Annotated in this window: 27 protein-coding genes and 1 pseudogene; 23 read left to right on the top strand and 5 right to left on the bottom strand. The window is 66.2% G+C overall.

Features of this window, described 5'->3' with window-relative positions; all coding sequences use genetic code 11:
• The 10 genes from purT to AC1RVW_RS27905 form a co-directional block, all read left to right on the top strand.
• Positions 1-1,183: formate-dependent phosphoribosylglycinamide formyltransferase (gene purT / locus AC1RVW_RS27950; protein WP_493203844.1), on the top strand; the 1,183-nt coding region annotated here is incomplete at its 5' end.
• 74 nt (positions 1,184-1,257) lie between these two features.
• A complete protein-coding gene (gene lipP1, locus AC1RVW_RS27945) occupies positions 1,258-2,199 on the top strand; it encodes a LipP1 family hormone-sensitive lipase (protein WP_493203842.1) in 942 nt (313 codons plus the stop codon).
• A 121-nt stretch (positions 2,200-2,320) separates the two neighbouring features.
• On the top strand, positions 2,321-3,163 hold the full coding sequence (locus AC1RVW_RS27940) for a helix-turn-helix domain-containing protein (RefSeq protein WP_081270432.1): 843 nt from the start codon (positions 2,321-2,323) through the stop codon (positions 3,161-3,163).
• Positions 3,164-3,177: 14 nt separating this feature from the next.
• A complete protein-coding gene (locus tag AC1RVW_RS27935) occupies positions 3,178-4,053 on the top strand; it encodes a branched-chain amino acid ABC transporter permease (protein ID WP_106936565.1) in 876 nt (291 codons plus the stop codon).
• Between the two features lie 7 nt (positions 4,054-4,060).
• Positions 4,061-5,137 carry a branched-chain amino acid ABC transporter permease gene (locus AC1RVW_RS27930; RefSeq protein WP_081270405.1) on the top strand — a complete coding sequence of 359 codons (1,077 nt, stop codon included), beginning with the start codon at positions 4,061-4,063 and terminating at the stop codon, positions 5,135-5,137.
• Positions 5,134-5,955 carry an ABC transporter ATP-binding protein gene (locus tag AC1RVW_RS27925; RefSeq protein WP_285415086.1) on the top strand — a complete coding sequence of 274 codons (822 nt, stop codon included), beginning with the start codon at positions 5,134-5,136 and terminating at the stop codon, positions 5,953-5,955. The genes AC1RVW_RS27930 and AC1RVW_RS27925 overlap by 4 nt, the downstream gene beginning before the upstream one ends.
• 292 nt (positions 5,956-6,247) lie before the next feature.
• Positions 6,248-7,021: an ABC transporter ATP-binding protein gene (locus AC1RVW_RS27920; RefSeq protein WP_106936567.1), complete on the top strand. Its 774-nt coding sequence runs from the start codon at positions 6,248-6,250 to the stop codon at positions 7,019-7,021.
• Between the two features lie 8 nt (positions 7,022-7,029).
• Complete coding sequence (locus AC1RVW_RS27915; protein ID WP_493203838.1) at positions 7,030-8,886, top strand: AMP-dependent synthetase/ligase; 1,857 nt, start codon at positions 7,030-7,032, stop codon at positions 8,884-8,886.
• A 34-nt stretch (positions 8,887-8,920) separates the two neighbouring features.
• Entirely contained in the window at positions 8,921-10,087 is a 1,167-nt protein-coding gene (locus tag AC1RVW_RS27910) for an ABC transporter substrate-binding protein (protein ID WP_493203836.1), read from the top strand.
• 7 nt (positions 10,088-10,094) lie between these two features.
• Complete coding sequence (locus AC1RVW_RS27905; RefSeq protein WP_493203834.1) at positions 10,095-10,568, top strand: EVE domain-containing protein; 474 nt, start codon at positions 10,095-10,097, stop codon at positions 10,566-10,568.
• 4 nt (positions 10,569-10,572) lie between these two features.
• On the opposite strand, the gene AC1RVW_RS27900 is transcribed toward AC1RVW_RS27905, so the two are convergent.
• Positions 10,573-11,226: a MarC family protein gene (locus tag AC1RVW_RS27900; protein ID WP_081270399.1), complete on the bottom strand. Its 654-nt coding sequence runs from the start codon at positions 11,224-11,226 to the stop codon at positions 10,573-10,575.
• 3 nt (positions 11,227-11,229) lie between these two features.
• Positions 11,230-11,976: an SDR family oxidoreductase gene (locus tag AC1RVW_RS27895; RefSeq protein WP_493203832.1), complete on the bottom strand. Its 747-nt coding sequence runs from the start codon at positions 11,974-11,976 to the stop codon at positions 11,230-11,232.
• Positions 11,977-12,047: 71 nt separating this feature from the next.
• Between AC1RVW_RS27895 and AC1RVW_RS27890 the strand changes: the two genes are divergently transcribed.
• Both AC1RVW_RS27890 and AC1RVW_RS27885 read left to right on the top strand, forming a co-directional pair.
• Complete coding sequence (locus AC1RVW_RS27890; protein ID WP_106936572.1) at positions 12,048-12,653, top strand: 2-hydroxychromene-2-carboxylate isomerase; 606 nt, start codon at positions 12,048-12,050, stop codon at positions 12,651-12,653.
• A 61-nt stretch (positions 12,654-12,714) separates the two neighbouring features.
• Entirely contained in the window at positions 12,715-13,398 is a 684-nt protein-coding gene (locus tag AC1RVW_RS27885; RefSeq protein ID WP_106936573.1) for a dienelactone hydrolase family protein, read from the top strand.
• Positions 13,399-13,443: 45 nt separating this feature from the next.
• On the opposite strand, the gene AC1RVW_RS27880 is transcribed toward AC1RVW_RS27885, so the two are convergent.
• Positions 13,444-14,352 (bottom strand): LysR family transcriptional regulator, encoded by a 909-nt coding sequence (locus AC1RVW_RS27880; protein WP_081270395.1) that lies wholly within the window; start codon positions 14,350-14,352, stop codon positions 13,444-13,446.
• A gap of 117 nt (positions 14,353-14,469) precedes the next feature.
• Here AC1RVW_RS27880 and AC1RVW_RS27875 point away from each other — a divergent pair, with 117 nt between their 5' ends.
• Both AC1RVW_RS27875 and AC1RVW_RS27870 read left to right on the top strand, forming a co-directional pair.
• Complete coding sequence (locus AC1RVW_RS27875) at positions 14,470-14,796, top strand: alpha/beta hydrolase (protein WP_493203829.1); 327 nt, start codon at positions 14,470-14,472, stop codon at positions 14,794-14,796.
• A gap of 220 nt (positions 14,797-15,016) precedes the next feature.
• Positions 15,017-15,385: a DUF4148 domain-containing protein gene (locus AC1RVW_RS27870; RefSeq protein WP_081270394.1), complete on the top strand. Its 369-nt coding sequence runs from the start codon at positions 15,017-15,019 to the stop codon at positions 15,383-15,385.
• A gap of 88 nt (positions 15,386-15,473) precedes the next feature.
• On the opposite strand, the gene AC1RVW_RS27865 is transcribed toward AC1RVW_RS27870, so the two are convergent.
• Together AC1RVW_RS27865 and hemB are read right to left on the bottom strand one after the other, a co-directional pair.
• Positions 15,474-16,607, bottom strand: coding sequence for a magnesium transporter CorA family protein (locus tag AC1RVW_RS27865; RefSeq protein ID WP_493203827.1), 1,134 nt, complete (start codon positions 16,605-16,607; stop codon positions 15,474-15,476).
• 19 nt (positions 16,608-16,626) lie between these two features.
• The gene (gene hemB, locus AC1RVW_RS27860; protein WP_493203848.1) at positions 16,627-17,613 is read right to left on the bottom strand and encodes a porphobilinogen synthase; all 987 of its coding nucleotides are present in this window, start codon (positions 17,611-17,613) and stop codon (positions 16,627-16,629) included.
• Between the two features lie 364 nt (positions 17,614-17,977).
• Between hemB and AC1RVW_RS27855 the strand changes: the two genes are divergently transcribed.
• The 9 genes and pseudogenes from AC1RVW_RS27855 to AC1RVW_RS27815 all read left to right on the top strand — a co-directional run.
• A complete protein-coding gene (locus tag AC1RVW_RS27855) occupies positions 17,978-18,406 on the top strand; it encodes a CopD family protein (RefSeq protein ID WP_106936575.1) in 429 nt (142 codons plus the stop codon).
• A gap of 20 nt (positions 18,407-18,426) precedes the next feature.
• Positions 18,427-19,575: a VanZ family protein gene (locus tag AC1RVW_RS27850; protein WP_493203846.1), complete on the top strand. Its 1,149-nt coding sequence runs from the start codon at positions 18,427-18,429 to the stop codon at positions 19,573-19,575.
• A gap of 9 nt (positions 19,576-19,584) precedes the next feature.
• Positions 19,585-19,938, top strand: a complete 354-nt coding sequence (locus tag AC1RVW_RS27845) for a (2Fe-2S) ferredoxin domain-containing protein (RefSeq protein ID WP_081270390.1) — start codon at positions 19,585-19,587, stop codon at positions 19,936-19,938.
• A 36-nt stretch (positions 19,939-19,974) separates the two neighbouring features.
• Positions 19,975-20,607 (top strand): alpha/beta hydrolase, encoded by a 633-nt coding sequence (locus tag AC1RVW_RS27840; protein WP_081270389.1) that lies wholly within the window; start codon positions 19,975-19,977, stop codon positions 20,605-20,607.
• A gap of 40 nt (positions 20,608-20,647) precedes the next feature.
• The gene (locus tag AC1RVW_RS27835; protein WP_493203824.1) at positions 20,648-21,817 is read left to right on the top strand and encodes a D-alanyl-D-alanine carboxypeptidase family protein; all 1,170 of its coding nucleotides are present in this window, start codon (positions 20,648-20,650) and stop codon (positions 21,815-21,817) included.
• A 216-nt stretch (positions 21,818-22,033) separates the two neighbouring features.
• Positions 22,034-22,411 (top strand): 30S ribosomal protein S12, encoded by a 378-nt coding sequence (rpsL, locus tag AC1RVW_RS27830; protein ID WP_013543948.1) that lies wholly within the window; start codon positions 22,034-22,036, stop codon positions 22,409-22,411.
• A 149-nt stretch (positions 22,412-22,560) separates the two neighbouring features.
• A complete protein-coding gene (gene rpsG / locus AC1RVW_RS27825) occupies positions 22,561-23,034 on the top strand; it encodes a 30S ribosomal protein S7 (protein WP_007829591.1) in 474 nt (157 codons plus the stop codon).
• A 96-nt stretch (positions 23,035-23,130) separates the two neighbouring features.
• Positions 23,131-25,230 (top strand): elongation factor G, encoded by a 2,100-nt coding sequence (gene fusA, locus AC1RVW_RS27820; RefSeq protein WP_081270388.1) that lies wholly within the window; start codon positions 23,131-23,133, stop codon positions 25,228-25,230.
• Between the two features lie 143 nt (positions 25,231-25,373).
• A pseudogene (locus tag AC1RVW_RS27815) lies at positions 25,374-25,445 on the top strand (GTP-binding protein); the annotation flags it as partial.

Raw genomic sequence — 25,445 nt, 5'->3', positions numbered from 1 at the left:
CCTTTCCCCCTCCGCCACCCGCGTGATGCTGCTCGGCTCCGGTGAACTCGGCAAGGAGGTGCTGATCGCCCTGCAGCGCCTCGGCGTCGAGACCATCGCAGTCGACCGCTACGAGAACGCCCCCGGCCAGCAGGTGGCCCACCATGCCCGCACCATCACCATGAGCGACCCCGAGCAGCTGAAAGCGCTGATCGAGGCCGAGAAGCCCGCGCTGGTGGTGCCCGAGATCGAGGCCATCGCCACGCCCATGCTGCAGCAGCTCGAAGACGCCGGCGTGGTGCGCGTCATTCCCACCGCCCGCGCCGCCCGCCTCACGATGGACCGCGAAGGCATCCGCCGCCTGGCCGCCGAGACGCTGGGCGTGCTCTCCAGCCCCTACAAGTTCTGCGACTCGCTGGCCGAGCTGCAGGCCGCCATCGACGAGGGCATCGGCTACCCCTGCATCGTCAAGCCCGTGATGAGCAGCTCCGGCAAGGGCCAGAGCAAGATCGACGGCCCCGCCGACGTGCAGAAGGCCTGGGACTACGCCATGGCCGGCGGCCGCGTGAGCCATGGCCGCGTGATCGTCGAAGGCTTCATCGACTTCGACTACGAGATCACCCTGTTGACCGTGCGCGCCAAGGATGCCGCCGGCGCCGTGGAAACGAAGTTCTGCGACCCCATCGGCCACGTGCAGGTGAGCGGCGACTACGTCGAAAGCTGGCAGCCGCACCCCATGGCCCCCGCCGCGCTGCAGAAGGCGCAGCAGATCGCGCAGGCCGTCACCGCCGACCTGGGCGGCCAGGGCCTGTTCGGCGTGGAGCTGTTCGTGAAGGGCGACGAGGTGTGGTTCAGCGAAGTGAGCCCGCGCCCGCACGACACCGGCATGGTCACCATGGCCACCCAGTGGCAGAACGAATTCGAGCTGCATGCGCGCGCCATCCTCGGCCTGCCGGTGGACACTTCGCTCAAGAGCCCGGGCGCCAGCGCGGTGATCTACGGCGGCGTGGACGCCACCGGCATCGCCTTCGACGGCGTGGCCGACGCATTGCAGGTGCCGGGCAGCGACATCCGCCTGTTCGGCAAGCCGGAGAGCTTCACCAAGCGCCGCATGGGCGTGGCGCTGGTGCACGCAGGCGACACCGACACGGCCCGCAAGCTCGCCAAGGAAGCCGCCTCGCGCGTGAAGCCGCGCAAGGCCTGAGCGGGGCGTAGCCAGTTTCCGCAAGCCGCGCCGCGATGGCGCGGGCATGGTCGGGCGAATCCACCGGAGACACCATGCTGCATCCCCAGGCTCGCGCCTTGCTCGACTTCATCGAGGCGCGCGGCATTCCGCCGACGCACACCCTCTCGCCCGCCGATGCGCGGGCCTTCTACCGCGATCGCCGCACCGCCACCCAGCCGCTGCCGGCCGAAGTGGCCGAAGTGCGCGACCTCGCGGCCGACGGCCCGCACGGCACCATCCCGGTGCGCCTGTACCGGCCGCTGGGTTCGGGCGCCGGCCCGCTGCCGGTGCTGGTGTACTACCACGGCGGCGGCTGGGTCATCGGCGACCTCGACACGCACGACGTGCTGTGCCGCGAACTGGCCAACGGCGCCGGCTGCGCGGTGGTCGCGGTCGACTACCGCATGGCGCCGGAGCACCGCTTCCCCGCCGCCTTCGACGACGCGCTGGCCGCCGCCCGCTGGGTGCGCCGCGAGGCCGCGACGCTGAGGCTCGATGCGAGCCGCCTGGCCGTGGGCGGCGACAGCGCGGGCGGCAACCTCGCGGCCGTGGTGGCGATCGCCGCGCGCGATGCGGGGGACCTGTCCATCGCCTTCCAGCTGCTGATCTACCCGGCCACCGACATGCGCCGCGTGCACCCCTCGCACCAGAGCAACGGGCAGGGCTATCTGCTGACCAGCGACACCATGAGCTACTTCCACGACCACTACATCACCGACCCGGCGCACGACGTCGACTGGCGCGCCTCGCCGCTGCTGCACCCCGACCTGTCGAAGCTGCCGCCAGCCCTGGTGATCACCGCCGGCTACGACCCGCTGCGCGACGAAGGCGCCGCGTATGCCGATGCGCTCACCGCCGCCGGCAACCGCGCGGTGTACGTGTGCTTCGAGCGGCAGATCCACGGCTTCGTGCCGATGGGCAAGGTGCTCGACGAGGCCAACACCGCGGTGGCGCTGTGCGCGGGCGAACTGCGCCGCGCCTTGGCCGCGGCGTAGCGGTGGCCTAGGGAAAGTCCCCGCGCAAATCGATGCCGCGCAGACGGCCCGCGCCGCTACGATCCAGCCAACAAAGACGCCACCACAGAGTGGCAGTCCACCGATGCAGGAGACAAACACCATGCAGCGAACGAGGACGCCGCCGCCAGCGCACACCAGCCTGAGCGGCGCCGCACGGCAGGGCGAACGCCTGATGTGGCTCACGCCGCACCGCGTGTTCTATGCCGGCCTGCTCGGCGCCGCCGCCGAGCGCACGATGGGCGGGCACGGCGTGTACGTGTCGCCCGCCGGCGCGCCGCCGAACCGCATCCGCGTGGGTGGCGGCGCATGGCTCACCGGTGAATTCATCGTCGTGCCGCCGCACGTGCCGCACCAGGTCGAGAGCGCGCATCCGCTGATCTTCAACCTGCTGGTCGAGTCGGAGTCGGTCGACCCCGCGCGCCTGCCGGCGTTCATGCAGCACTGCGGCCCGGTCGATGCGCCGGCCTTCGTGCAGCGCGTGCGCGATGCCCATGCGCACCTGCTGGCGGCTTCGGCGCGCGGCATGAATTTCGAGGGCTTCGACTTCGACGCGCTGTTCTTCGGCGAGGCGCTCGCGCCGCGCGCGCTCGATGCGCGCATCCGCAAGGTGGCCGACGCCATCAACGCAGATCCCGCCGCCGCGATGTCGGCCGAAGAGTGCGCGGCCTCGGTGCACCTGTCGTTCTCGCGCTTCCTGCACCTGTTCAAGCAGGAGACCGGCATGGCCTTTCGGGCATTCCGCGCCTGGAAGCGCGCGCGCAGCCTGCTGCGCTACGTGCAGCAGGGCAGCACGCTCACCGACATCGCACTCGACACCGGCTACCCCGACTCCACCCACTTCAGCCATTCGATCCGCCAGGTCTACGGCCTCAAGCCCAGCGACATCGTGGCAGGCTCGCGCCGCCTCGCGCTGCACGACCTGGCCGGCGGGTTCCGGCAGTAGCGCGGGCGACGGGCATGCAGATCCTTCAACTGCTGCTGTCGGGCATTGCGCAAGGCTGCATCTACGGCCTGATCGCGCTGGGCTTCGTGCTGATCTACAAGGCCACGGAGACGGTGAGCTTCGCGCAGGGCGACCTGATGATGCTCGGCGCCTTCGGTGCGTTCGCGGGCATGTCGCTGTTCGGCATGCCGTTCTGGCTGGCGGCCATCCTCGCGGTGGTGGCGATGGCGGCCTTCGGCGTGCTGCTGGAGCTGGTGGTGATCCGGCCGATCCTCGGGCAGCCGCAGTTCTCGATCGTCATGCTGACCATCGGCATCGCCTATGTTGCGCGCGGCGTCGTCACCATGGTGCCCGGCATCGGCACCGAGACGCACACGCTGGCCGTGCCCTACAAGGACCAGATCTGGAAGCTGGGCGAGCTGGTGGTCAACCTGGAACAGCTCGCGATCATCATCGCCACCGCCGTGCTGTGCGGCCTGCTGTTCGCGATGTTCCGCTACAGCAAGCTCGGCATCGCGATGCAGGCCTCGTCGCAGAACCAGCTGGCCGCCTACTACATGGGCATTCCGGTGAAGCGGCTCAACGGGCTGGTGTGGGGCCTGGCGGCGGCGGTCGCGGCCATCGCGGGCATGCTGCTCGCGCCCATCACCTTCGTGCACGCCAACATGGGCTTCATCGGGCTGAAGGCCTTTCCGGCGGCGGTGGTGGGCGGCTTCGGCAGCCTGCCGGGCGCGATCGTCGGCGGGCTGGTCATCGGCATCGTCGAGTCCTTCGCGGGCTTCTACCTGCCCGACGGTTTCAAGGACACGGCGCCGTACATCGTGGTGCTGCTGATGCTGATGATCAAGCCCAACGGCCTGTTCGGCGAGAAGCTGCGCAAGAAGGTGTAGATCTCATATGCGCTTCATCTTCAAGACCAGCTACGACCAGGACATCCGCCTCGCGCGGCACGGCGGCCATGTGTTCTGGTACGGCCTGCTCGTTGCGTTCCTCATCGCCGCGCCTTGGGTCATCGACGAGTACTGGCTCGCGCAGCTGACCTTCGTGCTGATCTACGGCATCGTCGGGCTGGGGCTGATGCTGCTGGCCGGCTTCACCGGGCAGTTCTCCATCGGGCATGCGGCGTTCCTGGGCGCGGGGGCTTACACGCAGGGCGTGCTGACGAACCTGGGCGTGCCGTTTCCGCTGGCGCTGGTGGCCGCCGCGGGGCTGTCGGCCGCGGTGGGCGTCGTGGTTGCGCTGCCGGCGCTGCGCGTGAAGGGCATCTACCTGGGCATTGCGACGCTGTCCTTCGGCTTCATCGTGGAAGAAGTGTTCGCGCGCTGGGAGAGCGTGACGGGCGGCAACGCGGGGCTGCACGTGAAGTCGCCGCAGCTCTTCGGCTGGTCGCTGGGCTCGGGCGACGGCTTCTACTTTCTTTGCCTGGTGGTGGCGGTGCTGGCCACGCTCGGCATCCTGAACCTGCTGCGCTCGCCGACCGGGCGAGCCTTCGTCGCCATCCGCGATTCGGAAATTTCCGCGCAGAGCATGGGCATTCACCTGGCGCGCTACAAGACGATGTCGTTCGCGATCTCGGCCGCGCTCGCGGGGCTGGGCGGCGCGCTGTACGCGCACAAGCTGAGCTTCATCTCGCCCGACCAGTTCAGCATCCTGCAGTCGATCGACCTGCTGCTGATGGTGGTGATCGGCGGGCTGGGCTCGGTGCACGGCGCGTTCCTGGGCGCGATTTTCCTGATCGCGATGCCGCAGCTGATCTCCATCGGCAAGGACTGGCTGCCGGAGGCCATCGGACAGGCGCCGGGGTTGCAGGGGCTGGTGTATGGGCTGGTGCTGATCGCGTTCGTGCTGTTCGAGCCGCTGGGCTTGTACGGGCGCTGGCTGAAGATCCGGACCTGGCTGCAGCTCTTTCCGTTTTACCGCAAGGGGTTGTTCAAGCGGCAGAAGTCGTTCACCAAGTCGGACCGGCTGAGATGAGCAGCGGCGACATTCTTCTCTCCGCGAAGGAGCTGAGCGTGCGCTTCGGCGGGGTGCTGGCTGTCAACAAGGTGAGCTTCGACGTGCGCCGCGGCGAGGTGTTCACGCTGATCGGGCCTAACGGCGCGGGCAAGACGACGGTGTTCAACCTGATCAGCCGCATCTACACGCCGACGACGGGCGAGATCACGTGGCATGGCGAGGAGGGCGGCCCGTTGCCGCTGACGCAGCAGGCGCCGCATGCGATTGCGGCGCTGGGCATTGCGCGGACCTTCCAGAACATCGAGTTGTTCGAGCATGCGACGGTGTTGCACAACCTGCTGATCGGCCGGCACACGCATCGGCAGACGGGGTTCTGGAGCGAGGTGTTCTTCACGCCTGCGACGCGGCGTGCGGAGATCGCCGCGCGGGAGAAGGCGGAGCAGGTCATCGAGCTGCTGGACCTGCAGCACCATCGCGATTCGATGGTGGCGGGGTTGCCCTATGGCGTTCGCAAGGTGGTGGAGCTGGCGCGTGCGTTGTGCACGGAGCCCAAGCTGCTGCTGCTCGACGAGCCGTCGTCGGGGCTCAATGTCGAAGAGACGGCGGACATGGCTTTCTGGATCCAGGACATCCAGCATGAGCTGGGGGTGTCGGTGCTGATGGTCGAGCACGACATGTCGCTTGTGTCCAAGGTGTCCGACCGGGTGCTTGCGATGAACATGGGGGAGGTGCTGGCTACTGGAACTCCCGGTGAGGTGCAGGCTGATCCGCGTGTTGTCGAGGCCTACCTTGGGACTGTGGACGACGTGAGCAGCTTGAGGAGGGTGGCGGCGTGAATGCCTTGTTCGTTGCCTCTTTGGGGACGCCCGGTATGCGGTGCGGGGCTTGGCCAGGGTGGAAACACTCTGAGCGCGCCCACGGCGTTGGGGCCCCTGTCTCCGGTGGGCCGTTGAGGCACCGCCGAGCAGCGCAGCGGCGGGCGGATCAGGGCTCGCAGCTGTTTGAGCGAAGCCAGTTCTGCGAGACCCCGCCCGTCGCGAGCAGCGCAGGGAAGCCCGAAGGGCCGGTGACGTCGGCCCGCCGGAGACAGGGGCCCCAACGCCGCTCCCCGAACGCAGGAAGACAAAGATGAGCGACACCGTGCTCCAGTTGCTCAACGTCGAAAGCGCCTACGGCCCCATCAAGGCCATCCGAGGCGTGAGCCTGAAAGTAAGGCAGGGCGAGATCGCAACGGTGTTGGGCTCGAACGGCGCAGGCAAGACCACGATCCTGAAGACCATCTCCGGAATCATCGACCCGAGAAAAGGCAGCATCGAATTCCAGGGCAAGGACATCACCGCCAAGGACCCGGCCTACATCGTCCAGCAAGGCCTGAGCCACGTGCCCGAAGGACGCGAAGTGTTTCCGCTGCTGTCGGTGAAGGACAACCTGCTGATGGGCGCCTACACCCGCAAGGACCGCGACGGCGTGGCGCGCGACATGGAAACCGTCTATGCCTACTTTCCCATCCTGCGCGAACGCGCGACGCAGGACGCGGGCCTTCTTTCCGGCGGGCAGCAGCAGATGCTGGCCATCTCGCGCGCCATCATGGCCGCGCCGCATCTCATTCTTCTGGATGAACCCAGCCTCGGCCTGAGCCCCAAGCTGACGAAGGAAATCTTCGAGATCGTCGTGCGCATCAACCGCGAGCGCGGCACCACCATCCTGCTGGTCGAGCAGAACGCCAACATGGCGCTCAATGCGGCCGACCACGGCTACGTGCTGGAGAACGGCCGCATCGTGATGGAAGACTCCTGCGAACGCCTGAGGGAAAAGGAAGACATCAAGGAGTTCTATCTCGGCGTGAAAGACGACGGCGTGCGCGGCGAGCGGCGCTGGAAAAAGAAGAAGACCTGGAGGTAGCCGCCGCCATGCAAGGACTCTGGGACCTCAATACCTTCGAACCGCGCCTCGACGTCGTCGTGCCCGGCGACACCATTCCCGCGATGTTCTGGAATGCCGTCAAGCAGCGCGGCGACACCGTCTGGATGCGGCAGAAAGAGCTCGGCATCTGGCGCAGCTGGAGCTGGCACCAGACCGCCGACGCCGTGCGCGAGATCGCGGCCGGCCTGCAGGCCATCGGCTTCGCGCCCGGCGAGTGCGCGTCCATCCTGTCGAACACCGTCATCGAATGGGTGCTGGCAGACCTGGCCGTGCTCAGCTGCGGCGGCGTGTCCAACGGCATCTACCCGACCGACGCCGCCTCGCAGGTGCACTACCTGTGCGAAGACTCGCGCACCACCGTGCTCTTCGTGGAAGACGACGAGCAGCTCGACAAGGCGCTCGAAGTGCGCGCCGGCCTGCCGGGCCTGCGCCGCATCGTGGTGTTCGACATGGAAGGCCTGCGCGACCTCGACGACCCGGGCGTGATGAGCCTCGATGCGCTGCGCGAACTCGGGCGCGCGCGCCTGTCGGCCGATCCGCAGGCGGTGGAGCGCACCGTGGCCGCCTGCCGGCCCGAAGACCTCGCCATCCTCGTCTACACATCGGGCACCACCGGCAAGCCCAAGGGCGCCATGCACAGCCACGCGGGGCTGGTGTACACCGCGCGCGGCTACAACACGCTCATCGCGCAGGACGAGAAAGACGAGCGCATGTGCTTCCTGCCGCTGTGCCACATCGCCGAGCGCATGGGCGGCGAGTACTTCGCGATGTACACCGGCTCCATCCTCAACTTCGTCGAGAACCCCGAAACCGTGCCGGAGAACGTGCGCGAGATCGCGCCCACCGTGTTCACCGCGGTGCCGCGCGTGTGGGAGAAGTTCTATTCGGGCGTGATGATCGCGCTGAAGGAAGCGAGCCCGCTGCAGCAGGCCGCCTACAGGTGGAGCATCGGCGTGGGTGAAGCCATCGCGGCGAAAGTGCTGGCCGGCGAGCCGGTCGGCGCGGGGCTCAAGCTCAAGTTCAGGCTCGCGCGGCTGCTGGCGCTGGACAACGCGCGCAAGCTCATCGGCATCCATCGCTCGCGCTTTCTCGTGACGGGCGCGGCGCCGATTTCGCCCGAGCTGGTCAAGTGGTACCTGGCGCTCGGCGTGCCGATGCTCGAGGTGTGGGGCATGACGGAGTCCTGCGGCGCTTCCACCGCGGTGCCGGCCATGCGCATCAAGCCCGGCTCCATCGGGCCGGCCACGGGCTACAACGAGGTGCGCATCGACCCGGCCACCGGCGAGATCCTGGTGCGCGGACCCAATGTCTTCATGGGTTACCTCAACCTGCCGGAGAAAACGGCCGAGACGATCGACGCCGAAGGCTGGCTGCACACGGGCGACGTCGGCGTGATGGACGAGGACGGGTATTTCCGCATCACCGACCGGATGAAAGACATCATCATCACGGCAGGTGGCAAGAACGTCACGCCGAGCGAGCTGGAGAACGAACTCAAGTTCAGCCTCTACATCACCGACGCCGTGGTGATCGGCGACAAGAAGCCCTACCTCACGGTGATCGTCATGATCGACCAGGAGAACGTCGAGAAGTTTGCGCAGGACAACGACGTGCCGTTCAGCAACTACGAGAGCCTGACGCGCACGAAGGAAGTGCTGGACCTGATACAGGGCGAGATCGACCGCGTCAACGCCAAGTTCGCGCGCGTGGAGCAGATCAAGAAATTCTTCCTGCTCGAGACGCAGCTGAGCGCCGAGGACGAGGAGCTCACGCCCACGATGAAGCTCAAGCGCAAGCTGGTGCAGACCAAGTACGCCGAGCGCATAGAAGCCATGTACCGGTGATCCGTTTTTTCCGTCAACCCGAGGAGACAACCGCATGAAGCTCAAGACACTGACGACGCTGGCCGTGCTGGGCCTGGCCGCGACGCTTGCGTCCGCGCAACAGCAGCAGGGCGTGACCAAGGACGAGATCCGCATCGGCACCATCCAGGACCTGTCGGGCCCGCTGGCGGGCTTCGGCAAGCAGGCGCGCAACGGCATGCAGCTGCGCGTGGACGAACTCAACGAGCAGGGCAACGTCAACGGGCGCAAGCTCAAGCTGTTCGTGGAAGATTCGGGCTACGACCCGAAGAAGGCCGTGCTGGCCGCGCAGAAGCTGGTGAACCAGGAAAAGATCTTCGTCATGGCCGGGCACATCGGCACGGCGCAGAACATGGCGGCCATGCCGGTGCAGTTCGACAAGAACGTCATCAACTACATGCCCATCACCGCGGCGCGCGAAATGTACGAGCCGCTGAACCGGCTGAAGTATTCGTTCGCCGCCACCTACTACGACCAGATCCGCCTGGCCCTGCCGAAGATGATCAAGGACAAGGGCGCCAAGAAGGTCTGCACCATCTACCAGGACGACGAGTTCGGCCTGGAGGTGCAGCGCGGCGCCGAGGCGGGCCTGAAAGCCGCGGGCATGGAGCTTGCCGAGAAGACTTCGTTCAAGCGCGGCGCCACCGACTTCAGCTCGCAGGTCGCGAAGATGAAGGCCGCCAACTGCGACCTCGTGGTGCTCGGCACCATCATCCGCGAGACCATCGGCACCGTGGGCGAGGCGCGCAAGACCGGCTTCAACCCGACCTTCCTGGGCTCCAGCGCGGCCTACACCGACCTGATCCACAAGCTCGGCGGCAAGGCGATGGACGGCGTCTACGCCACCATGACGGTGCAGAACCCCTACACCGACGAACAATCGCAGCCGCTGCGCTTCTGGGCCAACAAGTACAAGACCAAGTTCAACGAAGACCCGACCGTGTTCTCGGTGTACGGCTACGTGATCATCGACTCGTTCATCAAGGCCGCGACCAAGGCCGGCCCGAACCTCACGACCGACAGCTTCATCAAGGCGATGGACAGCATCACCTTCGAGCCTGACATGTTCGGCAGCCCGAAGAGCACCTACACGGCCACCAAGCGCCTGGGCAACGACCAGTCGCGCTTGTCGCAGATCAAGGACGGCAAGTGGGTGGTGGTCTCGGACTATGTGACACCATGACGGGACCATGCCCATCCATTCCCCCAGTTTCTGGTTGATGAAATCCGAGCCCGACGAGGTCTCCATCGACGATGCGCTCGCCGCGCCCGACGCCACCGTGGCGTGGACCGGCGTGCGCAACTATCAGGCGCGCAACTTCATGCGCGACAGCATGAAGGTCGGCGACGGCGTGCTTTTCTATCACTCGAGCTGCCCGGAGCCGGGCATTGCCGGCATCGCGCGGGTGGCCTCGGGCATCAAGCCCGACCCGACGCAGTTCGACCCGAAGTCGCCCTACTACGACGCGGGCGCCAAGCCGGAAGATCCGCGCTGGCTGCTGGTGGACGTGCAGGCGCTGCGCAAGACGCGGCTGCTGGCGCTGCCCGAGCTGCGCGCCAGGCCCGAGCTGGCCGACCTGGTGGTGCTGCGCAAGGGCAACCGGCTGTCGATCACGCCGGTGGAGCCGGCGCACTGGAAGATCATCGAGAAGATGCTGGCCTGAAGGCTCAGCCGATCTTGTTCAGGATCGGGAACAGCTTGCCCAGGCCGTCGGCCATCACCTCGACCGCGAGCGCCGCGAGGATCAGGCCCATCAGCCGCGTCATGATGTTGATGCCGGTCTTGCCGAGCACGCGCGCGATCGGCTGAGCGAGCGAAAACGCCAGGGCGGTCGCCAGCGCCACCACCACGCCGTAGCCCACCAGGATGGCAAGCTCCCACAGGTGCTGCGCCTTGTCGGCGTAGATCACCACGGTGGAAATGGTGGCCGGCCCGGTGAGCAGCGGAATGGTGAGCGGCACCACGGCAATCGACGCGCCCATCGACGCCTTGACCTCGGTGGCGCGCAGCTCTTCGACGTTGGTCTTGCTCTCGGCCGGCTTGGCGTTGAGCATCGACAGCGAACTCATGAGCAGCAGCAGCCCGCCGCCGACCTGGAAGCTCGCGATCGAGATGCCGAAGAACGACAGCAGCTGCAGCCCCAGCAGCGCGCTCACGGCAATGACCACGAACGCGCTGAAGGCTGACATGCGCACCGTGTGGCGGCGCTGCGCGTCGCTGTAGCCCTGCGTGTAGTGGATGAAGAAAGGCACGATGGCCAGCGGGTTGACGATGGCCACCAGCGTGACCAGCGGCTTGATCAGGTCCATCGATGTGCTCATGGCTCAGCGGCCTCCGGTGACGTCGAGCAATGCCATGGTGGTGTAGCTGGCCTCGGCCGACAGCAGCCAGAGGATGGCGCCGGCAATCTCGTCGGCGGTGCCGGCGCGCTTCATCGGGATCTGCGGGCCCAGCGCGGCGGCGCGGTCGGGCAGGCCGCCGGAGGCGTGGATCTCGGTGTCGATCACGCCGGGACGCACCGCGTTCACGCGGATGCCTTCGTCCGCCACTTCCTTGGCCAGGCCGACTGTGAAGGTGTCGATGGCGCCCTTGCTCGCGGCGTAGTCGACGTACTGGCCCGGCGAGCCCAGGCGCGAGGCGCCGCTGGAAACGTTGACGATGGCGCCGCCCGTGCCGCCGTGCTTGGTGCTCATGCGGCGCACGGCCTCGCGCGCGCACAGGAAGCTGCCGATCACGTTGATGCGGAACATGCGCTCGAGGCGCGCCACGCTCATTTCGTCGACGCGCGCCGTCACGTCGACGATGCCCGCGTTGTTCACCAGCGCGGTGAGGCGGCCCAGTTTGGCGTCGACCTGCTCGAACATGGCGAGCACCTGGGCCTCGTCGCCCACGTCGGCCCGCACCGCCATGGCCGTGCCGCCTTCCGCGCGGATGGCGCGCACCACTTCGTCGGCGGCCAGCGAATTGCTGGCGTAGTTGACCGCGACCGCATAGCCGCGCTTCGCGGCGAGCCGCGCGGTGGCGGCGCCGATGCCGCGCCCGCCGCCCGTGATCAAGAGCACCTGGTCCAAAACCTACCTCCTGCAGAGAAACTGCGCGTCAGTTAAAACCGTCGGCTGATTACATCACCGGGGGCATGCGAATGAGCACGAGCAAGACGATCGACTATTACTTTCCTCCGCAGAGCCCGTGGACGTATCTGGGACATTCCCGCTTCGTGGCGATCGCCAAGGCCGCGGGCGCCACGGTGCGGGTGCGGCCCATCGACATGGGCAGCGTGTTCCCGGTGTCAGGCGGGCTGCCGCTGGGCAAGCGGGCACCGCAGCGGCAGGCCTACCGGCTGGTCGAACTCGAGCGCTTCTCGCGCCACCTCGGGCTGCCGCTGAATCCGAAGCCGAAGTTCTTTCCGGTCGCCGGGGACGACGCGGCCCGGCTGATCATCGCGGTCGACCTGCACGACGGCACCGACGCCGCCCTGCGCATGTGCGCGGCGGTGTTCGAGGCGGTGTGGGTGCAGGAGCGGAACATCGGCGACCCGAACGTGCTCGAAGCGCTGGTCGCCGAGTGCGGCCTGCCGGCCAAGCGCGCCGAGCAGTCGCAGAGCCAGGCGGTGCAGGAGCGCTACGAGGCCTACACGCAGGAGGCCATCGACATCCAGGTCTTCGGCGCGCCGAGCTACGTGATCGATGGCGAAATATTCTGGGGGCAGGATCGCCTCGACTTCGTCGAACGGGCGCTGCGCGCGTAGCCCGGCGTCCGTTCATTCATTCTTTCATCTGTTTCGATTCACCATCCAGGAGTACCAGCACATGGGCCAATTCATCGATCTCACCGCCAAGGACGGCTTCACTTTCCCTGCCTATGTGGCCGAGCCCGCGGGCAAGCCGCGCGGCGCGGTGGTCGTGGTGCAGGAGATCTTCGGCGTGAACTCGCACATCCGCTCGGTGGCCGACGGCTATGCGGCCGAGGGCTACCTCGCCGTGGCGCCGTCGACCTTCCATCGCGTCAAGCCGGGCGTGGAGCTGGGCTATTCGGACGACGACATGAAGAACGGCTTCGGCCTGAAGACGGCGGTCGAGGCGCTGCCCGCGCCCGGCGTGCTGCAGGACATCGAAGCATCAATCGCCTATGCGTCGAAGGCCGGCAAGGTCGGCATCGTCGGCTACTGCTGGGGCGGCCTGCTGGTGTGGCGCGCGGCCGCGCTGCTGCCGGGCCTGTCGGCAGCGGCGCCGTACTACGGCGGCGGCATGACCACGCCGGAGGAAACCGCCCGCCAGCCCAAGGTGCCGGTGCTCGCGCACTTCGGCAACCAGGACCACTGGATTCCGCTGGACACCATCGAGACCTTCAAGAAGGCGCATCCCGAAGTGGAAGTGCACGTGTACCCGGTCGGCCACGGCTTCAACTGCGACCAGCGCGGTTCGTACGACGCGGACGCTGCCAAGCTGGCGCGCGAGCGAACGCTGGCGTTCTTCGCCAAGCATCTCGGCTGAGCGGGTTGCCGCGCTGAATGAAAAAACCCGGCGCTGCCGGGTTTTTCAATGGCTCTTGCGCGGCGTGCTGCCGGGACCCACGCGGGTCTGCAGGAAGTCGAGCAGCGCGCGCAGCGCGGCGCTGTTGTGGCGCCGCTGCAGGTAGGCGGCCGAAAGCCACATGTCCTTGCGGGCGTAGTCCTGCAGCACCGGCACCAGTTCGCCGTGGTCCAGGTGCGACTGCACCAGGATCGACGGCAGGTAGATGACGCCGAAACCATGCATCGCCACGCGGATGAGCGGCGCGCCTTCGGTGCAGTCCATGCGGCTTTTCACCGGCACGTCGAGCGGCGTGCCGTTGTCATCGAAGCGCCAGACCGGCTGCTGGCCCAGCAGCGAGAACGTGAGCGCTTCGTGGCTGGAAAGATCGCGCGGATGCTCTGGCTTGCCGTGCTTCTTCCAGTAGACCGGGGAAGCGCAGACCACCATGTTCATGAGCCGCAGCTTGCGCACGATGAGGTTGGCGTCCTCGACCGGACCGCTGCGCAGCTCGACGTCGATGCCTTCCTCGGCGAGGTCGACGGTGCGGTTGGTCAGCTGCAGGCTGATCGTCACGTCGGGGTAGTAGCGCATGAAATCGGCCAGCAGGTTCGGGAATTCGCCGCTGCCCATGCCGTGCGGGGCCGAGATGCGCAGCCGTCCGCTGGGCTGGCTGGCGCGCTCCTGCAGCTCCGACTGGGTGAGCTCGACCATCTCCAGCATCGGCGTGCTGCGCTCCAGCAGCAGCTGGCCGGCGTCGGTGAGGCTCACGGAGCGCGTGGAGCGGTTGAGGAGACGCACGCCGAAGCGGGTTTCCAGCTCGGCCACATACTTGCTGACCGTGGCCTTCGACATGTCGAGCCTCTTGGCTGCCTGGGAAAAGCTGCCGTGGGAGGCGACTTCCCGGAAGGTTCTGATCAGATCGAGACTGTCCATGTGAGTGAGCCCATTGTTTCCGTTTTGGGAACGCGATGGTTCGATTCTCCCGGGTTTTTCCTAGCCGGATTGGGCGACACTTCGGTTACACGCCGCCGCTTGACCGAAGGAACCGACATGAAGACCTCGAACATCATTGCCGCAGCAGCCCTGTCGATGCTGGCCGCCGCCGGTGTGCGGGCCCAGGGCTATGCGCCGGTCCAGCCGCTTCAGGCCACGACCAGCCGGGCCGACGTGGCGGCGGGGGCGGATGCCGCGGCGCGCGCCGGCAACATCTATGGCGACGTGGTGGCGGAGCCCCTGCGCTCGCGGCCCGGCGTGCGGGACCGGGCGTCGGTTCGGGCCGAAGCCGTGGCCGCCGCCCATGCGCCGAACCAGAACCTCGACCGTCGCGCCTTCTTCAACAGTGAAGTGCCGCCGCAGATCGGCACCGGGCGTCCGTAGCCACTGGCGTAGAGGCATTTGCAAGGGGCCGGACCGGTGCGAACCGGTCCGGCCTTTTTGCTTGCATGCCTTCATGTCGTCATTGTTTCAATAGAGGAAACACGGTGTCTCTGATCGGCGCGTTTCGGCCATGCGATTCGCCCCGAAACTCGCTGCACAGGCAAGCGACCATGCAAGCCTGGTGGACAAACGATCCAACGAACATCCAGGAGAAATGAATATGAAGACCTCGCAAATCCTCGCAGCTGCCGCCCTGACCCTGTTCGCCGCCGCCGGCGCGCAAGCAGAAACCTACGAAGGCGTGAACACCGCCGTCTCGACCAAGAGCCGTGCTGACGTGAACGCCGAAGCCGTGCGCACCGCATCGGCTCCGAACCAGAACGTGACCCGCGGTTCGCGCGGCCCGGAAACGGTCGCCGTGTCGAAGGACCGTTCGATCGTCCAGGCAGAAGCCGTTCGCACCGCCTACGCTCCCGACCAGAACGTGACCGGCGGCTCGCGCGTCAACAGCAAGGTCATCTCGACCATGCAGCACCCGATGGACGTTCGCGTTCAAGCCCAGCAAGGTGCTGGCGCAACCGCCAAGTAAGACGGACAAGACGGCAGCCCTTCGGGGCCGCCGGATTGAAAAAGGGGCCACGCGCGCAGCGTGGCCCCTTTTTTCATGGGCGCGGCGATCAGCGCGTGCGGGCGAGGTAGCGCTTGCGCCAGAAAACCAGCACCAGCAGCACGGCGATGACGAGCATCGACGTCATCGCGATCCAGAAGCCGTCCGCCTTGTGTACCAGCGGGATGAACTCGAAGTTCATGCCGAAGATGCCCGCGATCAGGTTCAGCGGCAGGAACACGGCGGTCAGCACCGTCAGCACCCGCATGATGTCGTTGGCGCGGTGGCCCTGGACGCTGAAATGCATCTGCACCGCCGTCTCGGCGTTCTGCTCGAGCCGGTGCACGTGGTGCACCACCCGCTCGATGTGCTCGAGCACGTCGCGGCTGCGGATCATGATGAGTTCGCGCTCGCGCTGCTCCGCCTCGCCCTTGGGCACGGGGAGGGTCTCCAGAGAGTCGATCCAGTCCTGCATGGCGGCGCGCTGGTCTTCGCAGATCTCGTCCAGGTGGTGCAGCGACTGGCGTGCCTCCATCAGCGCGCTCCAGTTGGTGAAGCGGCTGCGCGGGTCGATCAGCTCGGTCTGCCAGTGGTCCAGCTGCTTCGTGAGCTCGCGCCGCAGATCCAGGTAGCTGTCGACGATCTGGTTGATGACGCGAAGCATCAGGTCCGAGGGGCTCGTCGGCAGCCGCGCCGAGGTGGAGCGCACGTCGAGCGCGGGGGCGCCCTGGCCGTCGGGCGAGGCGGCGGCCAGCAGGCGGGCGGCGAAGGCGTCGCGCACCGCGCCGTCTTCCGGGTGCACCGACAGCAGCACGCGGTCGAACACTGCAAAGCCGACCGGGCGGGTGTCGACCCGGCGCAGCACCGGCGGGCCGCTGCGGGGTGCTGGCGGCGGCGCCTCGGTCCCCTTGGCGTTGCCGTTGCCGCTGGCCAGGCGCCGGAACACCAGCACGTCGTACTTCGAGGTGTAGTCGTAGTGCGAGGGCAACTGCTCGTTGAGCAGATCGGCCACGTGCAGGTCGACCAGCTGCGTCAGGCAGAGGGTCTGCAGGATCTGCTGCACTTCGGCCAGCGAGGCCTTGAATTCCTCGCGCGTGAGCGAGATCCAGAGATAGCCGCCGGCGCCGCACGCGCCCGGCACGGCCAGCGGCGCCAGCGCCGCGTGTTCGCTGACCCGCGAACGGTCGATTTCGAAAATGCGCATGCCCGGTGCCGGCGGGCCGTTACTTCTTCAGGAGGCGCGCGGCGTCGAGCGCGAAGTACGTGAGCACGCCGTCGGCGCCGGCGCGCTTGAAGGCCAAGAGGCTTTCGAGCACCACGGCGTCGTGGTCGAGCCAGCCGTTCTGGGCGGCGGCCTTGAGCATGGCGTATTCGCCGCTCACCTGGTAGGCGAAGGTGGGCACGCGGAACTCGTCCTTCACGCGGCGCACGATGTCGAGGTACGGCATGCCGGGCTTCACCATCACCATGTCGGCGCCTTCGGCGATGTCGAGCGCCACTTCGCGCAGTGCTTCGTCGCTGTTGCCGGGGTCCATCTGGTAGACCTTCTTGTTGCTCTTGCCGAGCGTCGAGGCCGAGCCGACGGCGTCGCGGAAGGGGCCGTAGAAGGCGCTGGCGTACTTGGCGCTGTAGGCCATGATGCGCGTGTGGATGTCGCCCCGGGCTTCGAGCGCCTGGCGGATGGCGCCGATGCGGCCGTCCATCATGTCGCTGGGGGCCACGATGTCCACGCCGGCTTGCGATTGCGTGAGTGCCTGCTTCACCAGGAGCTCGACAGTTTCCTCGTTGAGGATGTAGCCGGTATCGTCGAGCACGCCATCTTGGCCGTGGCTGGTGTACGGGTCGAGGGCGACGTCGGTCATGACGCCCAGTTCCGGGAAGCGCGCCTTGAGGGAGGCGACAACACGTGGAATCAGCCCGTCGGGGTTGAAGGCCTCGCTGCCGTCGGGCGTCTTGAGGCCGGCGTCGATCACCGGGAACAGCGCCATCACCGGAATGCCGGCCTCGACGCATTGCTCGGCAACCGGCAGCAGCAGGTCGAGACTCAGACGATCCACGCCGGGCATCGACGGCACCGCCTCGCGCCGCTTCTCGCCTTCCTGCACGAAGACCGGGTAGATCAGGTCATTGACCGTCAGGGCATGTTCGCGCACCAGATTGCGGGTGAATGCGTCGCGGCGCAGGCGTCGTGGCCGGCCGGCAGGGAACATGGCCAAAGGTAAATTTGATGACTTCATATGCCCAAAATTGTGCCTGAAGCCACCTTTCGCAGTACTGGCGCTGTGGGGTCGGTTGTCTGACAACTACGGTAATTCGTAGGCCGAAGGTTTTCAAATTTTTGGTTTAAATGTCAAAGAAAGTGCCACAGTCGCTTGAAACCTTGTTTCGTCTTTGTTAAATTCTGAGGCGGGCGGCTTGCCGCTCCCCGCTTTTCCTCCCTGAGCGGGTGCCTTGATGTGTGACAGCAAAAGGGCTTCCCAGCCCGACGTGAAGACGTCGGGCTTTTTTTTGCCCGAAGGTCTTCCAGAGCCTTGTTTCAGAGGGGCAAAAGAGGTGCGCCACTAAACTGCCGCCATGCTCTGGGTCAAATCTCTCCACATCGTTTTCATCGCAAGCTGGTTCGCCGGGTTGTTCTACCTGCCGCGCATCTTTGTTAATTTGGCCATGGTGCCGCCGGAGTCGAAGGCCGAGCGCGATCGGCTTCTGCTGATGGCCCGCAAGCTCCTGCGGTTCACGACCTTCCTGGCGGTCCCGGCGCTCGGCTTCGGCCTTTGGCTCTGGCTGGGCTACGGCATCGGACGCGGCCCGGGCAACGGCTGGATGCATGCCAAGCTGGCGCTGGTGCTGGTGGCCATCGGCTATCACCACGGTTGCGGTGTGCTGCTGCGCCGCTTCGTGGCGGGAGAAAACCGGCGCAACGACCGCTGGTTCCGCTGGTTCAACGAACTGCCGGTGCTGCTGCTGCTGGGCATCGTGATCCTGGTGGTGGTCAAGCCGTTCTGACACCGGCAGGCATGGTGGCCATGGTGGAGAAGCCGCACAAGTCCGCCGCGTTGCCGCTGGCGCTCGCTTATGCGGCGCTGATCGTCTACGCCAGCCTGTATCCGTTCGCCGACTGGCGCGACCAGGGCATCGCCCCCTGGGCCTACCTGTGGGCGCCCTGGCCCAAGTACTGGACGGGCTTCGACTTCGCGGTCAATGTCGCGGGCTACGTGCCCTTCGGGTTCCTGTGCGCGCTGGCGGTGCTTCGAACGCGCGGCGGCGCCACCGCGTGGCGGGTGGTGCTGCGTGCCACGGCGGCCGGCGCGGCCATCGCCTTTTCGATGGAGACGCTGCAGAGCTATCTGCCGGTGCGGATCCCTTCGAACGTGGACCTGGCCCTGAACACGGCGGGCACGGTCATCGGCGCCGTGCTGGCGGCGGGGCTGGAGCGGCTCGGCGCCATTGCGCACTGGAGCCGAGCGCGGTCGCAGTGGTTCGTCGAGGAATCCCGCGGCGGGCTGGTGCTGCTGGCGCTCTGGCCGTTTGCGCTGCTGTTCCCGGCGGCTGTCACCTTCGGGCTCGGGCAGGTGTTCGAGCGGCTGGAGGTCGCGATCTCCGAGTGGCTGCTCGACACGCCCTTCATCGACTGGCTGCCGCTGCGCCAGTTCGAACTCGAGCCTCTGGTTCCCGCGGTGGAGCTGCTGTGCGTGATGCTCGGGGCGCTGGTGCCTTGCCTGCTGGGCTACCTGGTGGCGCGCTCCGTCGTGCAGCGCGTGGTCATGCTGCCGCTGATCCTGCTGACCGGCGTGGCGGCCTCGGCGCTGTCGGCGGCGCTGAGCTACGGGCCCACGCACGCCTGGGCCTGGCTGGACCTGCCGGTGCAGGTCGGCATGGCGGCCGCGCTCTTTGCCGGCATGCTGCTGCTGCTGGCGCCGCGCCGGCTGTGCGCGGCCTTGCTGCTCGCCGGGCTGGTGCTGCAGCTCAGTCTGCTCAACCAGGCGCCGGAGAGCGCGTATTTCGCGCAGACCCTGGCCACGTGGGAGCAGGGGCGCTTCATCCGCTTCCATGGACTGGCCCAATGGCTGGGCTGGGCGTGGCCCTTTGCCGTGCTGGCCTACGTGGTGGCGGCGCTCTCGCGGCGAGGGCGCGGCGGCGGCGATGGCGGGCTGGCCGCAAGGGGCGGTCACTAAAATCGGCGGATGCCCAACTCCTCAACCGCCGCGCCGTCCGGCTATTACGGTCGCCACATCTTCTTCTGCCTCAACGAGCGCAAGAACGGCGAGGACTCCTGTGCCTTGCACAACGCGCAAGAGGGCTTCGACCGCTGCAAGGCCAAGGTCAAGGAAGCGGGGCTCTCCGGGCCCGGCAAGGTGCGCGTGAACAAGGCCGGGTGCCTCGACCGCTGCGCGGGCGGGCCGGTCGCGGTGGTGTACCCGGAGGCCGTCTGGTACACCTTCGTCGATGGCGACGACATCGACGAGATCGTCGAATCCCACCTCAAGAACGGCGAAGTCGTCGAGCGGCTGCTGCTGCCGCCCGACATCGGGCGCTGAACTTTCCGCCGCTCCCTCTGCTCGTACTTTGCGCCAATGAATTCCCAGACCGAAAAGATCACCCTCCAGGGCGCCGCCGGCCGCATCGAAGTGCAGCGGGACCAGCCCGCCGAGACGCCGCGCGGCGTTGCCGTCATCGCCCATCCCCATCCGCTTTTCAGCGGCACCATGGACAACAAGGTGGTGCAGACGCTGGCCAGGGCTTTCGTCGCCGGCGGCTGGACCGCGGTGCGCTTCAATTTCCGCGGCGTGGGTGCCAGCGAGGGCGTGCACGACGAGGGGCGCGGCGAACTGGAAGACATGCTGGATGTCGTCCGCCAGCTGGCGCCCGAAGGCCCCTTGGCAATTGCCGGTTTCTCGTTCGGGGCCTTTGTCGCGAGCGGCGCCGTTTCCAGGCTGTGGGCCGAGCGCGACGTGCGGCAGATCGTGCTGGTCGGCACCGCCGCCGCGCGCAATGTGGTGGCGCCGCTGCCGGTCGAGGCGCACGAGCGCGCGCTGGTCATCCATGGCGAGGCCGACGACACCGTGGCCCTGTCCGCCGTGATGGACTGGGCGCGGCCGCAGTCACTTCCCGTCACAGTCATCCCCGGGGGCGGCCATTTCTTTCACGGACAATTGCCGCTGCTCAAAAGTCTTGTTGCCCGCCATCTTCGCGCGGGCGCTGCGTGAAGGCCTTGCAGGCCTGTCTTCGTCTCTCTCCGAACTCCCGATGAATCGTTTCCTTGGTGCGCTTCGCGCGCTGGTCATTGCCGCCGCCGCATCCATCAGCCTGATTGCCGCCGCCCAGGTGCCGGCCCCGCCCGAAATTGCCGCCCGCAGCTACCTGCTGCTCGACGTGACCGCGAACCAGATCCTCGCGCAGAAGGACATCGACAGCCCGATCGAGCCGGCGTCGCTGACCAAGCTGATGACGGCCTACGTCGTGTTCGACGCGCTGCGCGCCAAGAAGATCTCGCTGACGCAGACGCTGCCGGTCAGCCCGCGCGCCTGGAAGATGCCCGGCTCGCGCATGTTCATCGACCCCAAGATGCAGGTGCCTGTGGAAGACCTGATCAAGGGGCTGATCGTGCAGTCTGGCAACGACGCCACGGTGGCGCTGGCCGAAGGCGTGGGCGGCACCGTGGAGCACTTCGTCGAAATGATGAACGCCCAGGCCAAGGTGCTGGGCATGAAGAACACGGTCTACAAGAACCCCGAAGGCCTGACGACGCCCGGCCACACCACCACGGCCCGGGACCTGAGCACCCTGGCCACCCGCCTGGTGCGTGACTTCCCCGAGGAGGCCAAGTACTACGCCATCAAGAAGTACCGCTACCCGGGTACGCCGTCGACCAACGACACCAACCGCAACATGCTGTTGTTCCGCGACCCCACCGTCGACGGCCTGAAGACCGGCCATACCGATGCGGCGGGCTACGGCATGATCGCCACCGCCAGGCGCGACTTCCCCAACCTGACCGGCGGCCGCCGCCTGCTGTCGATCGTGCTGGGGGCCGCGAGCGAGACCGTGCGCGCCAACGAGTCGCAGAAGCTGCTGAACTGGGGCTACACGGCCTACGACGCCGTCCGCCTGTTCGACGCCGGCCAGCCGGCCGCCACGCCTGCCGTCTGGAAGGGCAAGGACAACACCCTGAAGCTGGGGCGTCCGGAAGCCATCGTCGTGGCCGTGCCGGCGGGCAGCGCCAGCAAGATCAAGACACAGGTGTCGCGGCCCGATCCGCTGGTGGCGCCTTTCACCAAGTTCCAGCCGGTCGGCTCGCTCAAGGTGACGCTGGACGACCAGCCCGTGGCCGACGTGCCGCTGGTGGCCCTGGATGGGGTCGAGCAGGCCGGCGTTTTCGGTCGCGCCTGGGATGCCGTGCGGCTCTGGATCAAGTAGCCCGCACATGTAAGAAAGGGCAAGACCGGCCCGCCGGCGGGATGCCCGTGGCGCCCGACCTTGCCGTTTCAAGCCCGTTTGCTATACTCGTGGGCTTTTCGGAATTTTCCGAAGGGTTTCACGTTTTCGTTATTCCCGGCTTCCTTGCCTTGCGTCACGTCAAGCGCCAGGGCGGTTTCACAGCCAAAGCCGGGTCGTTTTGGGACTAATTCATTCATGCCAACCATCAATCAACTGGTGCGTCAGGGTCGAACGGTCGAAAAGATCAATTCGAAGAGCCCTGCCATGCAGAACTCGCCGCAACGTCGCGGTGTCTGCACCCGCGTCTACACCACGACGCCCAAGAAGCCCAACTCGGCGCTTCGTAAAGTTGCCAAGGTCCGTCTGACCAATGGCTTCGAAGTCATCTCCTACATCGGCGGCGAAGGCCACAACCTCCAGGAACACAGCGTCGTGCTGGTCCGCGGCGGTCGTGTCAAGGACTTGCCCGGTGTGCGCTACCACATCGTGCGCGGTTCGCTGGACCTGCAAGGCGTGAAAGACCGCAAGCAATCGCGTTCCAAGTACGGCGCGAAGCGTCCCAAGAAGGCTTAAGCCTTCCTGTCGTCAAAAACAAACGGTGTTCGGTTACCTTGGCGGGTACATCGAACGAAGTGACCCAGTGTCGGGTCGAGTAAGTGAGAGTTCCAGCTGGCTCTCGCGGTGCCGGAAACGGTGCCAACTGAAGCAAAGAGGTTAAGAAAATGCCACGTCGTCGCGAAGTCCCCAAACGTGAAATCCTGCCGGATCCCAAGTACGGCAATGTCGAGCTGTCCAAATTCATGAACGTGATCATGGAAGGCGGCAAGAAGGCTGTTGCCGAGCGCATCATCTACGGTGCACTCGACTTCATCGAAAAGAAGAACCCGGACAAGGACCCCCTCGAAGCCTTCACCGTTGCCATCAACAACGTGAAGCCGATGGTCGAAGTGAAGTCGCGCCGCGTCGGCGGTGCGAACTACCAAGTTCCGGTCGAAGTCCGTCCCGTCCGCCGCCTCGCCCTGTCGATGCGCTGGATCAAGGAAGCCGCCCGCAAGCGCGGCGAGAAGTCGATGGCCCTGCGTCTGGCCAACGAACTGATGGAAGCCACGGAAGGCCGTGGCGGTGCCATGAAGAAGCGCGACGAAGTGCACCGCATGGCAGAAGCCAACCGGGCGTTCAGCCACTTCCGCTTCTAAAAATCAAACTTCGCTTGGGCGTTGGGTGTCGGGTTTCGGGCGTTGTGCCCGTGCCCGGGGCCCAGCGCTCAACGCATTTCAACCCGAAAGTAAATCATGTCCCGCAAGACCCCCATCGAGCGCTACCGCAACATCGGCATCTCCGCGCACATCGACGCTGGCAAGACCACGACGACCGAACGTATCCTGTTCTACACCGGTGTGAACCACAAGATCGGTGAAGTGCACGACGGTGCCGCCACGATGGACTGGATGGAGCAAGAGCAAGAGCGCGGTATCACGATCACGTCCGCCGCCACCACCTGCTTCTGGAAGGGCATGGCCGGCAAGTTCGACGAACACCGCATCAACATCATCGACACCCCCGGCCACGTGGACTTCACCATTGAAGTCGAGCGCTCGATGCGCGTGCTGGACGGCGCCGTGATGGTGTACGACGCCGTCGGCGGTGTGCAGCCCCAGTCGGAAACCGTCTGGCGCCAGGCCAACAAGTACAAGGTGCCCCGTCTCGCGTTCGTCAACAAGATGGACCGTACCGGTGCCGACTTCCTGCGCGTTCGCCAGATGATGGTCGATCGGCTGAAGGCCAACCCCGTCGTGATCCAGATCCCGATCGGTGCCGAAGAGCACTTCCAGGGCATCGTCGACCTCGTGAAGATGAAGGCGATCATCTGGGACGAAGACAAGGGCGTGACCTTCCAGTACGGCGAGATTCCCGCCAACCTGGTCGACGTCTGCAACGAATACCGCGAAAAGCTCGTCGAAGCGGCTGCCGAAGCCAGCGAAGAGCTGATGAACAAGTACCTCGAAGGCGGCGAGCTGAGCGAGGAAGAAATCAAGAAGGCCCTGCGCCAGCGCACCATCGCCGGCGAAATCCAGCCGATGCTGTGCGGCTCGGCCTTCAAGAACAAGGGCGTGCAGGCCATGCTCGACGCCGTCGTCGAATACATGCCCTCGCCGCTGGACATCCCGCCGGTGGCCGGCCTGGACGAAGACGAAGCGCCTGTCGTTCGCAAGGCTGACGACAACGAGAAGTTCTCGGCCCTCGCATTCAAGCTGATGACCGACCCGTTCGTGGGCCAGCTGACCTTCGTGCGCGTCTATTCGGGCGTGCTGACCAAGGGCGACAGCGTCTACAACCCGGTGCGCGGCAAGAAGGAACGTATCGGCCGTATCGTGCAGATGCACGCGAACAACCGCGAAGAAGTGAACGAAATCCGCGCCGGCGACATCGCCGCCTGCGTGGGCCTGAAGGAAGTGACCACCGGCGAAACGCTGTGCGATCCCGAAGCCATCGTCACGCTCGAGCGCATGGTGTTCCCGGAATCGGTGATCTCGCAGGCCGTCGAGCCGAAGACCAAGGCCGACCAGGAAAAGATGGGCATCGCGCTGCAGCGCCTTGCACAGGAAGACCCCTCGTTCCGCGTTCGCACGGACGAAGAGTCGGGCCAGACCATCATCGCCGGCATGGGCGAGCTCCACCTTGAAATCATCGTGGACCGCATGAAGCGCGAATTCGGCGTGGAAGCCAACGTCGGCAAGCCGCAAGTGGCCTACCGCGAAACGATCCGCAAGACTGTCGAAGAAGCCGAAGGCAAGTTCGTTCGCCAGTCGGGCGGCAAGGGCCAGTACGGTCACGTGGTCCTGAAGCTCGAGCCGCAGGAAGCTGGCAAGGGCTTCGAGTTCGTCGACGCCATCAAGGGCGGTGTGGTTCCTCGCGAATACATCCCCGCCGTGGAAAAGGGCGTTGTCGAAGCGCTGACGCAAGGCGTGCTGGCGGGCTACCCCGTCGTGGACGTCAAGGTCACGCTGCACTTCGGTTCGTACCACGACGTGGACTCGAACGAAATGGCCTTCAAGATGGCCGCCATCTTCGGCTTCAAGGAAGGCGCACGCAAGGCCAACCCCGTGATCCTCGAGCCGATGATGGCCGTGGAAGTCGAAACGCCTGAAGACTATGCCGGCAATGTGATGGGCGACCTGTCGTCCCGTCGCGGCATGGTGCAGGGCATGGACGACATGGTCGGCGGCGGCAAGGCCATCAAGGCCGAGGTGCCGCTGTCGGAAATGTTCGGCTACTCGACCACGCTGCGTTCGATGTCGCAAGGCCGTGCCACGTACACGATGGAGTTCAAGCACTACGCTGAAGCTCCGCGCAACGTTGCCGAAGCCATCGTGGCCGCTCGCGCCAAGTAAGTTTTTCAAGAATGCGGGGCCGCGCAGTGCGCGGCCCTCGTTGTCTGCGATCCGGTGCCGCCGCGTTCCCGTGCGAGGCGAATCAGCAATCGGGTGCAGACATAAAACCAATACACGGGAACTGCTCTTTCAAGGATTGAAAAATGGCAAAAGGTAAATTCACCCGCACCAAGCCTCACGTCAACGTGGGCACGATCGGTCACGTCGACCACGGC

The organism is Variovorax sp. MPBD4-3 (assembly GCF_058809745.1).
This window is presented reverse-complemented; position numbering and strand designations above follow the sequence as displayed.

What these genes read in the sequence shown, in the direction of transcription:
- AC1RVW_RS27915 (WP_493203838.1), top strand. Translation starts at nt 7,030, where the DNA reads ATGCAAGGACTCTGGGACCTCAATACCTTCGAACCGCGCCTCGACGTC.
- AC1RVW_RS27875 (WP_493203829.1), top strand. Translation starts at nt 14,470, where the DNA reads ATGAAGACCTCGAACATCATTGCCGCAGCAGCCCTGTCGATGCTGGCC.
- hemB (WP_493203848.1), bottom strand. Translation starts at nt 17,613, where the DNA reads ATGTTCCCTGCCGGCCGGCCACGACGCCTGCGCCGCGACGCATTCACC.
- AC1RVW_RS27930 (WP_081270405.1), top strand. Translation starts at nt 4,061, where the DNA reads ATGCGCTTCATCTTCAAGACCAGCTACGACCAGGACATCCGCCTCGCG.
- AC1RVW_RS27840 (WP_081270389.1), top strand. Translation starts at nt 19,975, where the DNA reads ATGAATTCCCAGACCGAAAAGATCACCCTCCAGGGCGCCGCCGGCCGC.
- AC1RVW_RS27845 (WP_081270390.1), top strand. Translation starts at nt 19,585, where the DNA reads ATGCCCAACTCCTCAACCGCCGCGCCGTCCGGCTATTACGGTCGCCAC.
- AC1RVW_RS27865 (WP_493203827.1), bottom strand. Translation starts at nt 16,607, where the DNA reads ATGCGCATTTTCGAAATCGACCGTTCGCGGGTCAGCGAACACGCGGCG.
- AC1RVW_RS27910 (WP_493203836.1), top strand. Translation starts at nt 8,921, where the DNA reads ATGAAGCTCAAGACACTGACGACGCTGGCCGTGCTGGGCCTGGCCGCG.
- rpsL (WP_013543948.1), top strand. Translation starts at nt 22,034, where the DNA reads ATGCCAACCATCAATCAACTGGTGCGTCAGGGTCGAACGGTCGAAAAG.
- AC1RVW_RS27900 (WP_081270399.1), bottom strand. Translation starts at nt 11,226, where the DNA reads ATGAGCACATCGATGGACCTGATCAAGCCGCTGGTCACGCTGGTGGCC.
- AC1RVW_RS27880 (WP_081270395.1), bottom strand. Translation starts at nt 14,352, where the DNA reads ATGGACAGTCTCGATCTGATCAGAACCTTCCGGGAAGTCGCCTCCCAC.
- AC1RVW_RS27855 (WP_106936575.1), top strand. Translation starts at nt 17,978, where the DNA reads ATGCTCTGGGTCAAATCTCTCCACATCGTTTTCATCGCAAGCTGGTTC.
- AC1RVW_RS27940 (WP_081270432.1), top strand. Translation starts at nt 2,321, where the DNA reads ATGCAGCGAACGAGGACGCCGCCGCCAGCGCACACCAGCCTGAGCGGC.
- AC1RVW_RS27850 (WP_493203846.1), top strand. Translation starts at nt 18,427, where the DNA reads ATGGTGGAGAAGCCGCACAAGTCCGCCGCGTTGCCGCTGGCGCTCGCT.
- AC1RVW_RS27935 (WP_106936565.1), top strand. Translation starts at nt 3,178, where the DNA reads ATGCAGATCCTTCAACTGCTGCTGTCGGGCATTGCGCAAGGCTGCATC.
- AC1RVW_RS27885 (WP_106936573.1), top strand. Translation starts at nt 12,715, where the DNA reads ATGGGCCAATTCATCGATCTCACCGCCAAGGACGGCTTCACTTTCCCT.
- lipP1 (WP_493203842.1), top strand. Translation starts at nt 1,258, where the DNA reads ATGCTGCATCCCCAGGCTCGCGCCTTGCTCGACTTCATCGAGGCGCGC.
- AC1RVW_RS27925 (WP_285415086.1), top strand. Translation starts at nt 5,134, where the DNA reads ATGAGCAGCGGCGACATTCTTCTCTCCGCGAAGGAGCTGAGCGTGCGC.
- AC1RVW_RS27920 (WP_106936567.1), top strand. Translation starts at nt 6,248, where the DNA reads ATGAGCGACACCGTGCTCCAGTTGCTCAACGTCGAAAGCGCCTACGGC.
- AC1RVW_RS27870 (WP_081270394.1), top strand. Translation starts at nt 15,017, where the DNA reads ATGAAGACCTCGCAAATCCTCGCAGCTGCCGCCCTGACCCTGTTCGCC.
- fusA (WP_081270388.1), top strand. Translation starts at nt 23,131, where the DNA reads ATGTCCCGCAAGACCCCCATCGAGCGCTACCGCAACATCGGCATCTCC.
- AC1RVW_RS27835 (WP_493203824.1), top strand. Translation starts at nt 20,648, where the DNA reads ATGAATCGTTTCCTTGGTGCGCTTCGCGCGCTGGTCATTGCCGCCGCC.
- AC1RVW_RS27905 (WP_493203834.1), top strand. Translation starts at nt 10,095, where the DNA reads ATGCCCATCCATTCCCCCAGTTTCTGGTTGATGAAATCCGAGCCCGAC.
- rpsG (WP_007829591.1), top strand. Translation starts at nt 22,561, where the DNA reads ATGCCACGTCGTCGCGAAGTCCCCAAACGTGAAATCCTGCCGGATCCC.
- AC1RVW_RS27890 (WP_106936572.1), top strand. Translation starts at nt 12,048, where the DNA reads ATGAGCACGAGCAAGACGATCGACTATTACTTTCCTCCGCAGAGCCCG.